Origin of the sequence: Arthrobacter sp. U41 (genome assembly GCF_007679325.1) — a bacterium.
GTDB lineage: Bacteria > Actinomycetota > Actinomycetes > Actinomycetales > Micrococcaceae > Arthrobacter.
Window position 1 is genome coordinate 314,112 of record NZ_VEGI01000002.1, and the last position, 12,954, is coordinate 327,065.

General features: G+C 64.0%; 14 protein-coding genes and 2 tRNA genes. 5 read left to right on the plus strand and 11 right to left on the minus strand.

Features of this window, described 5'->3' with window-relative positions; genetic code table 11:
- Nucleotides 1-9: 9 nt before the first annotated feature.
- From FS787_RS10230 to FS787_RS10235, 3 genes are read right to left on the minus strand one after another with little or no spacing between them, the layout of a single operon-like run.
- Nucleotides 10-651 (minus strand): aminodeoxychorismate/anthranilate synthase component II, encoded by a 642-nt coding sequence (locus FS787_RS10230; RefSeq protein WP_144672319.1) that lies wholly within the window; start codon nucleotides 649-651, stop codon nucleotides 10-12.
- Nucleotides 648-815 (minus strand): hypothetical protein, encoded by a 168-nt coding sequence (locus tag FS787_RS17980; protein ID WP_186329153.1) that lies wholly within the window; start codon nucleotides 813-815, stop codon nucleotides 648-650. Before FS787_RS17980 ends, FS787_RS10230 begins: the two co-directional genes overlap by 4 nt.
- A 3-nt stretch (nucleotides 816-818) precedes the next feature.
- Complete coding sequence (locus FS787_RS10235; RefSeq protein ID WP_260982512.1) at nucleotides 819-1,571, minus strand: class E sortase; 753 nt, start codon at nucleotides 1,569-1,571, stop codon at nucleotides 819-821.
- A 183-nt stretch (nucleotides 1,572-1,754) separates the two neighbouring features.
- Here FS787_RS10235 and FS787_RS10240 point away from each other — a divergent pair, with 183 nt between their 5' ends.
- Together FS787_RS10240 and FS787_RS10245 are read left to right on the plus strand one after the other, a co-directional pair.
- Entirely contained in the window at nucleotides 1,755-2,009 is a 255-nt protein-coding gene (locus tag FS787_RS10240) for a cell division protein CrgA (RefSeq protein ID WP_144672321.1), read from the plus strand.
- Nucleotides 2,010-2,130: 121 nt separating this feature from the next.
- Nucleotides 2,131-2,736, plus strand: a complete 606-nt coding sequence (locus FS787_RS10245) for a DNA-3-methyladenine glycosylase I (protein ID WP_144672322.1) — start codon at nucleotides 2,131-2,133, stop codon at nucleotides 2,734-2,736.
- 1,193 nt (nucleotides 2,737-3,929) lie between these two features.
- Here the strand turns inward: FS787_RS10245 and FS787_RS10250 are convergent.
- Together FS787_RS10250 and FS787_RS10255 are read right to left on the minus strand one after the other, a co-directional pair.
- Nucleotides 3,930-4,811, minus strand: coding sequence for a rhomboid family intramembrane serine protease (locus tag FS787_RS10250; RefSeq protein WP_144672323.1), 882 nt, complete (start codon nucleotides 4,809-4,811; stop codon nucleotides 3,930-3,932).
- 9 nt (nucleotides 4,812-4,820) lie between these two features.
- A complete protein-coding gene (locus tag FS787_RS10255; protein ID WP_144672324.1) occupies nucleotides 4,821-5,366 on the minus strand; it encodes a peptidylprolyl isomerase in 546 nt (181 codons plus the stop codon).
- Between the two features lie 154 nt (nucleotides 5,367-5,520).
- On the opposite strand from FS787_RS10255, the gene FS787_RS10260 reads away from it, so the two are divergent.
- Nucleotides 5,521-6,501: a hypothetical protein gene (locus tag FS787_RS10260; protein ID WP_144672325.1), complete on the plus strand. Its 981-nt coding sequence runs from the start codon at nucleotides 5,521-5,523 to the stop codon at nucleotides 6,499-6,501.
- Between the two features lie 169 nt (nucleotides 6,502-6,670).
- Nucleotides 6,671-7,546 (plus strand): glycosyltransferase family 2 protein, encoded by an 876-nt coding sequence (locus FS787_RS10265; RefSeq protein ID WP_144672326.1) that lies wholly within the window; start codon nucleotides 6,671-6,673, stop codon nucleotides 7,544-7,546.
- Between the two features lie 24 nt (nucleotides 7,547-7,570).
- Here FS787_RS10265 and FS787_RS10270 read toward each other — a convergent pair whose 3' ends face one another.
- The gene (locus tag FS787_RS10270; RefSeq protein ID WP_144672327.1) at nucleotides 7,571-8,485 is read right to left on the minus strand and encodes a DMT family transporter; all 915 of its coding nucleotides are present in this window, start codon (nucleotides 8,483-8,485) and stop codon (nucleotides 7,571-7,573) included.
- A gap of 116 nt (nucleotides 8,486-8,601) precedes the next feature.
- Here FS787_RS10270 and FS787_RS10275 point away from each other — a divergent pair, with 116 nt between their 5' ends.
- Nucleotides 8,602-8,970 (plus strand): cupin domain-containing protein, encoded by a 369-nt coding sequence (locus tag FS787_RS10275; protein ID WP_144672328.1) that lies wholly within the window; start codon nucleotides 8,602-8,604, stop codon nucleotides 8,968-8,970.
- A gap of 94 nt (nucleotides 8,971-9,064) precedes the next feature.
- Here FS787_RS10275 and FS787_RS10280 read toward each other — a convergent pair.
- The 5 genes from FS787_RS10280 to gyrA all read right to left on the minus strand — a co-directional run bounded on the left by FS787_RS10280 (nucleotide 9,065) and on the right by gyrA (nucleotide 12,900).
- Nucleotides 9,065-9,140: transfer RNA gene (locus FS787_RS10280), tRNA-Ala, on the minus strand.
- Between the two features lie 72 nt (nucleotides 9,141-9,212).
- Nucleotides 9,213-9,335 carry a DLW-39 family protein gene (locus tag FS787_RS18055; protein WP_313959651.1) on the minus strand — a complete coding sequence of 41 codons (123 nt, stop codon included), beginning with the start codon at nucleotides 9,333-9,335 and terminating at the stop codon, nucleotides 9,213-9,215.
- A 64-nt stretch (nucleotides 9,336-9,399) separates the two neighbouring features.
- A tRNA-Ile gene (locus tag FS787_RS10285) sits at nucleotides 9,400-9,473 on the minus strand.
- Between the two features lie 98 nt (nucleotides 9,474-9,571).
- Nucleotides 9,572-10,201, minus strand: coding sequence for a DUF3566 domain-containing protein (locus FS787_RS10290; RefSeq protein WP_144672329.1), 630 nt, complete (start codon nucleotides 10,199-10,201; stop codon nucleotides 9,572-9,574).
- On the minus strand, nucleotides 10,198-12,900 hold the full coding sequence (gene gyrA, locus FS787_RS10295) for a DNA gyrase subunit A (RefSeq protein WP_144672330.1): 2,703 nt from the start codon (nucleotides 12,898-12,900) through the stop codon (nucleotides 10,198-10,200). The genes FS787_RS10290 and gyrA overlap by 4 nt, the downstream gene beginning before the upstream one ends.
- Between the last annotated feature and the right edge of the window lie 54 nt (nucleotides 12,901-12,954).

A 12,954-nucleotide genomic window follows, 5' to 3' on the forward strand; every position in this document is an offset into this window, starting at 1 on the left:
ACGCTCCCGCTAGTGCTTGATGAGCGGGCTCAGCGCCGAGGCGCGCTGCGCGGCACCGGCCATGCCCAGGGACTCGAGCCAGTTGCCGAGCATCTGGTAGCCGCCCTCCGTGAGCACCGACTCCGGGTGGAACTGCACCCCGCAAAGGGGCGCGGTGCGGTGCTGAAGTCCCATTACAACTCCGCTCGCCGTCTCCGCGGTGATTTCCAGGACCTCCGGAATGCTCTCCCGGACCGCGGCGAGGGAATGGTAGCGGGTCGCCGTGAAGGGCGACGGCAGCCCGGTAAACACACTTCCGCCGCGGTGCTCCACGAGGGACGTCTTGCCGTGCATGAGCTCGGGCGCGTGCGTGACGGTCCCGCCGTAGGCCTCAGCCAGCGCCTGGTGGCCCAGGCAGACACCCAACATCGGCTTCTGATGGCTGCCGCACCACTTGATCAGTTCGATGCAGACCCCCGCCCCGGCGGGGTTTCCGGGGCCCGGGGAGACGAGGACGCCGTCGCGCGCTTCCGCGAGCTCGATCGCCTCGGCCAGAGTGACGTCGTCGTTGCGGACCACGGTGGTCTCCGCACCGAGTTCCTGGAGATATCCCACCAGGGTGTACACAAAGCTGTCGTAGTTGTCGACGACGAGGATTTTGGTTGTGCTCATGGCCTTGCTGAACCAATCGTTGAATCAGTGAACTGGGTGAATTGTGCCATCCAGGGAAAAAGGAACTGAACCATCAATACCAGCACGCCGGCGGCCAGCACCAGCGCGGTGGCAATGCGAAGCCACAAGGGACCGGGCAAATGCCGGAAGATCCAGGCATACACGGCTCAGACCTCCCCGGCGGCGCGCTGGACCTGGCCGGCGATCGCAGGCGGGGGGCCCGCCGACGCCGGTTGCCAGTATTCCAGCAGCGAGTAGGCGATGATCCGTTCCTGGGAGCCGAACCGGGGATTGCAGCTGGTCATCGTGAGGTAGCGCTCCGTGGGGGAGGCCGCCGGTTGCGTCGGCACCGGGAGCAGGACGTCTGTCCTGGCGGGAAGGACAACTTCGCTGTTCCGGAAGCTGTACACGTAGAAGCCGTCGCGCGTCTGGATGTAAATACGGTCCCCGGGGACCAGAGCGTCGACGTTGTCCAGAACCGCGCCATGGGTCTGCCGGTGGCCTGCCACCGCCACGTTGCCCACCGCGCCCGGCATGGCGGTTCCCTCGTAGTGGCCCAGACCGAGTGAATCCAGCACGGCGGGCGTGGTTCCCTGGACCAGGGGCCGGGCGTAGTCCGCACCGAACCTCGGAACATAGACAATTCCGATGGTCGAGCCCGCTTCGGGTTCCGCAGCCACCTTCGGCGAACCGTGGTCGATATTGGATGAGCGGACCGGCGCAGCCGGGAGGTCACGGACGAAGTGGGTGATGGCGGCACGCTGCGCTGCGTCAGCTGTCAGGTTGGTCCACCACAGCTGCCACGCGATGAAAAGGAGCACGGTCACCCCGGCGGTGATGAGCAGCTCACCCAGGACCTGGACGACGCGGAAGGAAACGCCCCGGCGGCGGGTCGACCCGGGGGCGGCTTTCTCCTGCAGCTGCAGCACGTGGTTTCTCCTCCCGGACGTTCGCGGCGGGCACCACTGTGGCCTGAACTACAGCTAGAATTGGCTCCGAATAAGAACTTAACCATGACCAAGAGCGCGCTGACCGCCGGTGGATTCCTTTCTTGCAGGATATCAAGCCAGGGTCCCGCTCCTGTTCCAGCCGTAGGAGGACCCGTGCCCGAGTCAAAGCGCCGTAAAGGCGCGAACCACGCAACGCCGCAGACTTCCGCCGCGCAGACCTACAAACCCAACCCGGTCTGGTTCAAGCCGGTAATGTTCGGCCTGATGATCATCGGCCTCCTGTGGATCATCACCTTCTACATCAGCGAAGGCACGCTTCCAGTCGCCGCCTGGGGATCGGGGAACATCATTGCCGGTTTTGGGATCGCCATCATCGGCTTCCTCATGACTACCCGCTGGCGTTCCTGACACTAGCTGCAACAGATGAATGGCCGGTACACCGCGTGTGCCGGCCTTTTGCGTTAACTGGTTGCCCTTTGACGGGCCGATAATTCAGCAACAGAGAACCAATGCGAGCGAAGGAACCCGGATGGACCCGGCAGTAACCGGTGCGGTAATCGGCGACGACGGCCTGGCCCGGCCGCGGTGGGCGGCGGTGGACCCGATGCTGCGCGAGTACTACGACACCGAGTGGGGACTGCCGGTCCGGGATGAGCAGGGCCTGTACGAGCGCATCAGCCTCGAGGCTTTCCAAGCCGGGCTGTCCTGGGCCACCATTTTGCGGAAACGGCCGGCCTTCCGCGCCGCTTTCCACGATTTCCATCCCGACACGGTGGCCGCTTACACCGACGCAGACGTTGAGCGTCTGCTACTCGATGCCGGCATCGTCCGCAACCGGCTCAAGATCCGGGCCGCCATCACCAACGCCCGGGCCACCATTGCGCTGAGGGACGACGGCGGACTGGTGGACTTCGTGTGGGCGTTCCAGCCGGAATCCACGCCCACCCCGACGTCGCACGAAGAAATCCCCACCACCTCGGCGGAGTCGATTGCCTTGTCCAAGGCGCTGCGGAAAAAGGGTTTCGCGTTTGTTGGGCCCACCACGATGTTTGCCCTGATGGAAGCGATCGGCATGATCGACACACACCTGGTGGACAGCCACCGGCGGGGCACGTCAGGTGTCTGGCCCCGCTGACATCGTCTTGCTGTGCACAACTGTGCACAAGTTCATCCACAGTTATCCACAGTGTGGATAACGTCCGGGAGCCAGTAATCTCCGCAGGCGCCGACTTCCGCGTGTGCTGGCCCCCGTCAGCGGGTCCACAGGCCACTCTTGCGCGGACTTGCACGGCTGGGAGTTATTAACAGTGTGGATTCCCTGTGGATAAGTTGTCGCTGTGGGCACTGAAGCCGTAGTCGCCGACGGTAGCGCAGGATGTCCTGGCTAATTCGCTCGGCTGCGGCGCCATGACCGTCTTATCCACTTAACAACAATCCAGTACCCACAACTTATCCACAGGTGGGGATAACTGACCGGTTCGAGCGCCCTCGGCAGGCTCCTTAGGCCCCGTGACGGTAATTTCGCCGGAAACACTTGGAGCAACAAGTTATTAACACTGTGAACAACCCTGTTGAAATCAGATTTGAACCTGGCGTCAAGATCCCCGCGGAGCGTGCGGCCCCGGCGCTTTCCCCGCCGGCCGCCCTGCAGACGCTGGTTAAATGCGCTTTCCAGCCTGGGTTGTCCACTTAACCACAGGGTCGCCCACAGGAGTTATCCACAATTGTGGAGATCCTTGGGGGCGCCAACTCGAAATCGCCAGTTGTGGCCCTCAGATCAGGGACGCCACCGTGAACTACAGGCATGTAAGTTACCAACAGTGTGGATAAAGGCTGTGGACAACTTTCAGGCCGATCACGCACAGGGCTTCATTGGGCGCTTGAGCAACAATGCGGTCGTGGCGCCGAGGTAGGCGTAACAGCGCTACGTGCTGTGGATAACTGGCCACAGCTGTGGGAAAAGAGCTTCCGTCGCCAGGCATCGGGCCGCCCGGGCGTGCCCTTGGCCGGGGGACGCCGCGAATGACGCTCCAGCCCAGTTGCTCCACCCAAAGACCCGCGCACCAGCGGTCAAGCAGGGCCAGAGGTATTACGGCGCGGTCAAGGACCAAGCAACTGGGCGGGAACGTCGGAGCGGGGTCAGCGAGGGGAGGGAACTACGCGGGGGACGGCGTGGGTGTCCGCACGGAAGGCTCCCGTGGACAAACAGAGGGAGGGGAAGTACGCGGGGACGGCGTGGGTGCCCGCACGGAAGGCTCCCGTGAAACACAGGGAGCGGGAGAAAGACCGCGAAGTGCCCAGACGGGCGCCAGAAGAGAACGGTCCGGGTCAGGCGCTGGCGACGCGGAGGGCCGAGACTGCGATCAGCAGGGCCAAAACCAGTACCAGGCCGCCGGCTTGCAACAGGCCCTGACGTGGTCCGCGGGGCGTGTAGGCCAGGACAGCAGCACAGAGTGCACCGGTGACCGCACCACCAAGGTGGGCCTGCCAGGCAATCGAGGGAACCACGAAGCCGATGACACCATTAATAACGATCAGTACCCAGAGTTGCCGGGTGTCTCCGCCGCGGCGCCGCTGGACCACCAGCATGGCACCGAAAAGCCCGAAGATAGCGCCCGATGCTCCCACAACACCGCTCAGTGGCTGGCCCGGCACGTACGCCGGCGTCAACAGGAGGTAGCCGACTGATCCGCCGAAGGCCGACAGCAAATAGACCGCCAGGAAACGGATCCGTCCCAGGAGCGGCTCCAGCGCCTGGCCGAACATCCACAGCATGTACATGTTGAGCACGATATGGAGGATGAAGCCCTGGGAATGCAGGAAAGCCGACGTCACCATCCGCCAGGGCTCGAAGACGCCGTATTCCGGGGAGGCGTAGACGGTGGCAAAGGCAAGGTTCTGGTAGATCCCGTCGTTGGGGATCAGCCACTGGAAAACAAAGACCAGGGCGCACAGGGCAATGAGGGTATAGGTGACCACGGGCTTGCCGGTGGCCATGGTGCCGCCGTAGACGGTCTTGACTTCCGGCGTCGTACGTTTTGTTTCGTTGACACAGTCAACGCACTGGAATCCGACGGCGGCCGCCCGCTGGCAGTCGGGGCACGCAGGGCGCCCGCACCGCTGGCAGCGCACATAGGCGGGCCGGTCCGGGTGCCGGGGGCACACCGGGATCTGCGCGGACGGCTCTGCCGCCGGAATTCCGTAGCTCATGCGCTGGGGTTAGAGCTTTTCTACGGTGATGTTCCTGATGGTGACGTCCTCGACCGGGCGGTCGCCCATTCCGGTGCGGACACCTTCAATGGCGTCAACAACCTTCTTGGAATCCTCGTCCGCCACTTCGCCGAAGATGCTGTGCTTGCCCTGCAGCCAGCCGGTGGGGATGGTGGTGATGAAGAACTGCGAGCCGTTGGTGCCGCGGCCCATCTGGATGCCGGCGTTCGCCATGGCCAGCTTGTAGGGTTCGTTGAAGGTCAGTTCCGGGTGGATCTCGTCGTCGAACTTGTAGCCCGGTCCGCCCACGCCACGGCCCAGGGGATCGCCGGCCTGGATCATGAAGTCCTTGATGATGCGGTGGAAGATGGTGCCGTCGTACAGCGGCGTCCCGGTCTTGTCCTCGCCGGACTCCGGGTGGGTCCAGGCCTTCTCGCCCGTGGCCAGGCCGACGAAGTTGTCGACGGTCTTGGGGGCGTGGTTGCCGAAGAGGTTAACGACGATGTCGCCCATGCTCGTGTGGATGGTTGCTTTTGCGGTTGCGATGGCAGTCATAGGCCTATTCTTCCACGGCAGGCAAGTGCGCACAGGGCCCGCCCGCCAGTTCCGCGCTGGGTGAAATCCGCTCGAAATCGGCCTGAAGAATAGCCGGTGAGGTCCCGGACACGTAGGCTAACACCAGAACCGTCACATTAATCGGGAGGTAGTTGTGAAGAAAACGGATCGTATTGCCCGTGAGCTGGAGTACTCGGTCAGCACAGGGGTAGAGAACGCCAAGGACTGGGCAAGCCCGCGGGTTGAGGCAGCAGTCAACTGGGCTGTTCCGCGTCTGCAGCAGGGCCTGGACACCGCTTCTCCCAAGATTCAGGAGGGGCTTAAGTCGGCAGCCTACAACCTCGCCGGCGGCGTCGCGACGGTCACCCCGCGCCTCCAGGACGGGCTCGCCCACCTCGCACCAAAAATCAATGACGCCGTGGAGGGCGCTACTCCGCGTCTGCACGAGGCAGTGGACAAGGCCACACCGGTGATCGCCAACGCGCGTGACCGGGTGGTGGTTGAATACCTGCCCAGGCTCTCGACCCAGATTGGCCAGGCTTCCGACGCCGTGCACCGCACGCTTGAGAGCGCTCCGGCCCATGTGGACGCGGTTGCACAGAAGCTCAGTGACGCGGGGATCATCCACGCCGTCCAGGAGCAGGCGAAGACCGCCGGCAGCCACGTCAAGGTCGCAGCGAAAAAGGCTGGCAAGGCCGTCAACATCGAGACTGCCAAGCCGCAGAAGTCCAAGCACCGCGGGTGGCTGATCTTCGGCATCATCGCCGCGGCCGCGGCCGCCGCAGCTGCCGCCTGGAAGGCTTCCAAGCCCGTCGAGGATCCTTGGAAGACCCCGGCTCCCGTGACGCCCGCCCCCGTGCCGGCCACCACGGTTAACGAGGTCAAGGATTCCGTCAAGGAAGCTGCCGACCAGGCCGGTTCGGCGACCGTCGCCGCAGCCGACGCCACCGCGGATGCTTCGGGTGATCTCGCCAAGTCCACCGATGAGGCAGCTGACAAGGCCAAGCACGCGGCCGAGGACGCAGCCGAGGACATCAAGGACGCCACCGCGAAGGTAGCCACCGACGCGAAGACCGCGGTCCGGAACATTGCTGCGAGCCGGAACAACGGTTCGGACAAGAACACCGGCGCCTAAGCAGCGTCCAGGGTTCCTTCGGGAAACCGTCAAGGGAGGGATTCCGCCAGGGGCGGGATTCCTCCCTTTTTGTGTCCCGAAATTTTGTGCCCCGAAATTTACCAGTTCGTAGCCTGGACCCTGCCCGGCGCCGGGCGGGAAAAATTCCGTTGGTGCTAAATTTGTGGGGATGTCACCCGAAAAATCCCCTGGGGATGCCTTACACGATGCTGTGCAGACACCGGCTGTCTCTATCGTCATCCCGGCGTACAACGAGGAAAGTGTTATCCGGCAGTGTCTCATTGCCGCCGTGTACCAGTCTGTCCCGGCACACGAGATCATCGTCGTCGACAACATGTCGAAGGACCGCACCGCCGATATTGTCCGGCAGATGCAGCTGGAGTATCCGGAGAGCGCCATCATTCTGCTCAGCCAGGACCTGGTCCAGGGCCTGATCCCCACCCGCAACTTCGGCCTGGACCACGCCAGCGGGGACATCCTGGGCCGGATCGACGCCGACTCGGTGCTGGAACCGGACTGGGTGGAACAGGTGCAGAAAGCCTTCCGCGACGAGGCAGTCCACGCCGCGACCGGCCCGGTTGTCTACTACGACATGCCGATGCGGCGTTTCGGCCTGAAGGCCGACGACAAAATGCGCCAACTGATGCTCCGGCTGGCGAAACACCAGTACCACTTCCTGTTCGGGTCCAACATGGCTCTCCGCCGGTCCGCGTGGGAGGTTATCCGGGCCGAGGCGTGCCTGGACGAGAAGGACGAAATGCACGAGGACATCGATTTGTCCCTGCACCTGGCCGACCATGACCTCCGCATCCAGTACTGGCCGCAGATGGTGTCCGGTATGTCCGCGCGCCGGCTCGAAGACTCGCCCCGCGACTACCGCTATTACGTGACGCGCTTTGACCGCACGTACAAGGCCCACAACGTCAAGAAGATGGCGCTCAAGGCCCCTATGGTGGTCTTCTTCTCGGTGTATTTCCCGGCGAAGCTGCTGCGCGCGATCCACACCGTGAACACGGCCCAGACGGCCCGCCGCGGCGGCCAGTAGGCACACTACGGCCGGCCCCGGACCTCAGTCCGTTCCAAGCTCGGCCAGCGGCGCTGCAGGCCGACGGGCCGAGCGGGAACCCCGCTGACCCACCACGACGACGGCGAGCCCCACCAGGATCATCGCCAGCCCGGCGTAGGTGCCGGCCGGCAGGGTTTCGGACAGGAACGCCGCCGCGAGCAGCGCGGCACCGGGAATCTCCAGCAGGATGATCATCGACACCAGCAACGGGCTCATCGTGGCGAGCAGGTGGTTGAAGGCCGTGTGCCCGATCAGCTGCGCGCACACCGTGATTGCCAGGATGCCGAACCAGCCCGCGGCTTCGAACCCGCCAAGGGGCTGCTGCCAAAACAAGGCCAGCACGGCGACGACAGCCGCGCACATGCCGTAGCAGAGCGTCGTGTAGACGCCTGTCCCCATGGTCTGCCGAGCCTGCCCGCCAGCCAGGGTGTAGATCCCCGCCAGGGCCCCTCCTGCCACCGCCAGGAGGTCGCCCAGCAGCGCTTCCGGTGAGGTGCCCATGTCGAACCCGGTAATCGCTATGACGCCGCCGAAGGCAATCCCCAACCCCACCAGGACCGGCCAGCGGTGTTTGACGCCCCGGAACATCTGGAAGATGGCGATCCAGCCGGACTGCAGGCAGACCAGGGCCGTAGCAGCCGCCACTGACGTGAGCTGCAGCGAGGTGATGAAGCAGGCGAAATGCAGCGCCAGGGCGACCGCGGCCGCCAGTGACCAGCGGAATTCGCGGCCGGTGACCCGCCGAAGCTGGCGGGGATCGCGGACCAGCACGGGTCCGGCCATGACCACGGACCCGATCGCGTTGCGCCAAAAGGCGATTGCCAGGGCGCTGACCGACGTTGCCCCCAGGGTCGCGGCAATGAGCGGCCCTGATGAGGCCACGCCGAGGACGCCCAGGGCAGCAAGGAAGAAGTTCACGGTCCAACAGTAGTGGGGACCAGCGGCGGCTCAGTGATGGATTGGGTTCTTGACGGCCAATTACCGCGGTGACAGTCTTAAATCCGGTCTCACCACCATCCACAAAGGAGACCATCATGGCCGCAATGATTCGCAAAAGCCTGGACAGTCCGGAAGAAACACGGCCCGTGAAAGACGGTATGGGTCAGGTGGAGTTGGTCAATCTCGACGCCGGCGCGGTGGGGCGGGCCACCTTCCTGCCCGGCTGGAAATGGTCACAGCACGTGAAGCCCATCGCCCAGACGGAGAGCTGCCAGTCTGCCCATAAGGGGTACACCGTCTCGGGCCGCCTCAAGGTTGTTATGGATGACGGCGAGGAGAATGAATTCGGCCCGGGCGACTTTGGCTACATCCCGCCGGGGCACGACGCGTGGGTGGTCGGAGACGAGCCGTACGTGTTCATTGACTGGCAGGGCATGGACGACTACGCCAAACCCAAGGAGTGATACGGAAGTCACGTGCCCGGTTAGATTCAGTCCGGAGCTTCCCGGGAATGCGAAAGGCCCCGGACCGCGTTTCCGCGATCCGGGGCCTTCCCTATGGTGGAGGCACGGGGACTCGAACCCCGAACCCCCTGCTTGCAAAGCAGGTGCGCTACCAATTGCGCCATGCCCCCATAAGAAGCAACCCGACAATCATACCCTAGTTCGGCGAGCTGATTTCCAGCTCCCGATCCGGGTAATCCGGGCTAGTCAACCGTATCGGTTGATTCGCTCCAGACCGTTTTCCGGGCTTCTGATTCCTGCACTTTCTTGTAGAGCAGGACACCTGCGATCGTAGCTGCAACAGCCAGCAACTTCTTCACATGCACCCCGTTCCGGCTCTTCGATAAACAAATATCAACCGAACCTCCACTTGAATCTGTACAGATTCCGTGGGCGTACCAGGACTTGAACCTGGGACCTCTTCGTTATCAGCGAAGCGCTCTAACCGCCTGAGCTATACGCCCCGATGCCTCATCGGGCCGAGATATGACTTTACAGCACATCCCGGCCCGATCTCAAATCGAGGCATTTCCCCGGCAAATTTCCGGGAAAAACGTGGGATCTAGTCGTCCGTGAGGGTGACGCCGATGCCGCCCACGAGGGTGGCCGAGATGTTGTACAGCACTGCCGAGAGCATCGACAGGGCCGTCAGCAGGACGACGTTGATGACGGCGATGATGGTGGCAAAAGAAGCCACCTGGCCCAGCGAGGCAACCTTCTTCAATTCGAAGCCGCCGCCTTCCGAGCCGGCCAGGGTTCCCAGCAGGCCGTCCACCTGATCGAAAATGCCGGTCAGGTCCAGGACCGTCCACAGCACGATCGCGGCCACGACGGTCACGATGCCCAGTGCCACGGAAAGCAGGAAAGCCATCTTCAGGACGGACCAGGGATCAACCTTGCTCACCAGCAGGCGGGCGCGGCGGACCTTGGCTTTGGGTGCCGGCTTGATCAGCCCCGATGGGTTCTGTCCCGGCCGGTTCTGTCCCGGTGCGGCCGGACGCTGTCCCGGAGCCGCCGGGCGTCCCTGCGCTGGACGCTGCCCCGGCGCCTGCGGCCGCTGGGCCGTGGCGCTGGCACCGGCGGGACGCTGGTCGGGGCGGGACGGCGCGCTCACCCGCGGCGCGGAGGCTGGCTGCCGCACTCCGCCGGGAATGCCGCTATTCGTCTTGGGATATGAGTCGGAATTACTCACGCGTTACCTCCGGTGTTGTCTTCGTCCAGCTCGGCATTGCCTGATGACTCATCTGACTCCGGGGCCGGTGCTGATTCTTCCGCTGCGGACCCCTCATGTGATCCGGTATCTTCAGCCAACGTTACGTCATCCGGCGCCGATGCCTCATTTTCGGCACCCTCGCTTTCGGCGCCCTCATCGGTTTCGAGGCCCCGTTCGCTGTTGCGCGCCACCTCGATGATGCGGTCGTTCTTGTCCGGCTTGGCAAAGATGACACCCATGGTGTCGCGTCCCTTGGCCGGTACTCCGGCCACCGAGGAACGGACCACCTTGCCGCCTTCCATGACCACCAGGACTTCATCTTCTTCCTGGACAATCAGGGCGCCCACGAGGTGGCCCCGTTCTTCCTGGTACTTGCCGACCTTGATGCCCAGGCCGCCGCGGCCCTGGAGGCGGTATTCCTCGACGGCGGTGCGCTTGGCATAGCCGCCCTCGGTGACGACAAACACGAATGAGCCGTCCGTGACGACGTCGGCCGCCAGCAGTTCGTCGTCCTCGCGGAACTTCATTCCCGTGACGCCGGACGTGGCCCGGCCCATGGGCCGCAGCGCCTCATCGGTGGCGGTGAAGCGGATGGACTGGCCCATCCGGGAGACGAGCATCAGGTCATCCGTCTCGGAGACCAGCTGGGCGGAGACCAGTTCATCGCCGTCGCGCAGGTTGATTGCGATGACGCCCGCGGAGCGGTTGGTGTCGTAGTCCTCCAGCCGGGTCTTCTTCACCAGCCCGCGTTTGGTGGCCAGAACCAGATAGGGCGACTGCTGGTAGTCCCGCAGATCCAGCACCTGGGCGATGTGCTCGTCCGGCTGGAACGCGAGCAGGTTCGCCACGTGCTGTCCCTTGGCGTCGCGTCCGGCTTCCACCAGTTCGTACGCCTTCGCCCGGTAGACCCGGCCGAGGTTGGTGAAGAACAGCAGCCAGTGGTGGGTGGTGGTGACGAAGAAGTGCTCGACGACGTCGTCGCCGCGCAGCTGCGCGCCCTTAATGCCCTTGCCGCCGCGCTGCTGGGAACGGTAGTTGTCGCTGCGGGTGCGCTTGACGTAGCCGCCGCGGGTGATGGTGACCACCATTTCCTCTTCGGGAATCAGGTCCTCCATCGACATGTCGCCGTCGAAGCCCAGCAGGACCTTGGTACGGCGGTCATCGCCGTGTTTGTCGACAATCTCAGCCAGCTCGGTGCTGATGATCTGGCGCTGGCGTTCCTCGGAGGCCAGGATCGCGTTGTATTCCGCGATCGCAGCTTCCAGTTCGGCATGCTTGTCCTGGATCTTCTGGCGTTCCAGGGCTGCTAGCCGGCGCAGCTGCATGTCCAGGATGGCGCGTGCCTGGAGCTCATCGATGTCCAGCAGCTCCATCAGGCCGTCACGCGCGGCTTCGGTGGTGCTGGAGGCCCGGATGAGCGCAATCACTTCATCCAAGGCGTCCAATGCCTTCAGGAGTGCCCGCAGGATGTGTGCTTCTTCCTCGGCCTTGCGGAGGCGGTAGCGGGTCCGGCGTGCGATGACGTCCATCTGGTGCGTGACCCAGTGGCGGATAAACGCGTCCAGGCTCAGCGTGCGGGGGACGCCGTCAACGATTGCCAGCATGTTCGCGGCGAAGTTGTCCTGCAGCTGGGTGTGCTTGTACAGGTTGTTCAGCACCACCTTGGCCACGGCGTCGCGCTTGAGCACGATCACCAGGCGCTGGCCGGTGCGTCCCGAGGTTTCATCGCGCAGGTCGGCGATGCCGGAGATCTTGCCGTCCTTGACCAGCTCGGCAATCTTGATGGCCAGGTTGTCCGGGTTGGCCTGGTACGGCAGTTCGGTGACCACCAGGCAGGTGCGGCCCTGGAGTTCCTCGACGTTAACCACGGCGCGCATGGTGATGGAGCCGCGGCCCGTGCGGTAGGCGTCCTCAATCCCCTTGTGGCCCAGGATGGTGGCGCCGGTCGGGAAGTCCGGTCCCTTGATGCGCACGATCAGCTCTTCGAGCAGTTCCTCGCGGGAGACGGTCGGGTTGGCCAGGTACCACTGGACGCCGTCGGCAACCTCGCGGAGGTTGTGCGGCGGAATGTTGGTGGCCATGCCGACGGCGATACCGGAGGAGCCATTGACCAGGAGGTTCGGGAAGCGGGCCGGCAGGATGGTGGGTTCCTGGTTCTTGCCGTCATAGTTGTCCTGGAAATCGACGGTTTCCTCGTCGATGTCGCGGACCATTTCCATGGCAAGCGGCGCCATCTTCGTTTCGGTGTACCGCGGTGCTGCGGCGCCGTCATTGCCGGGAGACCCGAAGTTACCCTGGCCCAGCGCCAGCGGGTAGCGCATGGTCCAGTCCTGGATCAGGCGGACCAGCGCATCATAGATGGCGGTGTCGCCGTGGGGGTGGTACTGGCCCATGACCTCGCCCACCACGCGGGCGCACTTGTTGAAGGAGCGCTCCGGGCGGTAGCCGCCGTCGAACATCGCGTAGAGCACCCGGCGGTGGACCGGCTTGAGGCCGTCCCGGACATCGGGCAGGGCACGGCCCACGATCACGGCCATCGCGTAGTCGAGGTAGGAGCGCTGCATTTCCGTCTGCAGGTCAACCTGTTCAACGCGGTCGGTCAGCACATCGGTGTCAAGGACAGTCCCCTCGATGGGGGTCTCGGCATCGGCCGGAACTTCTGGTGTTTCGTCACTCATGGTCTACATTTTCCGTTTCAGGTATATATCAGTCCGGGAATATCTGGGGGGCAG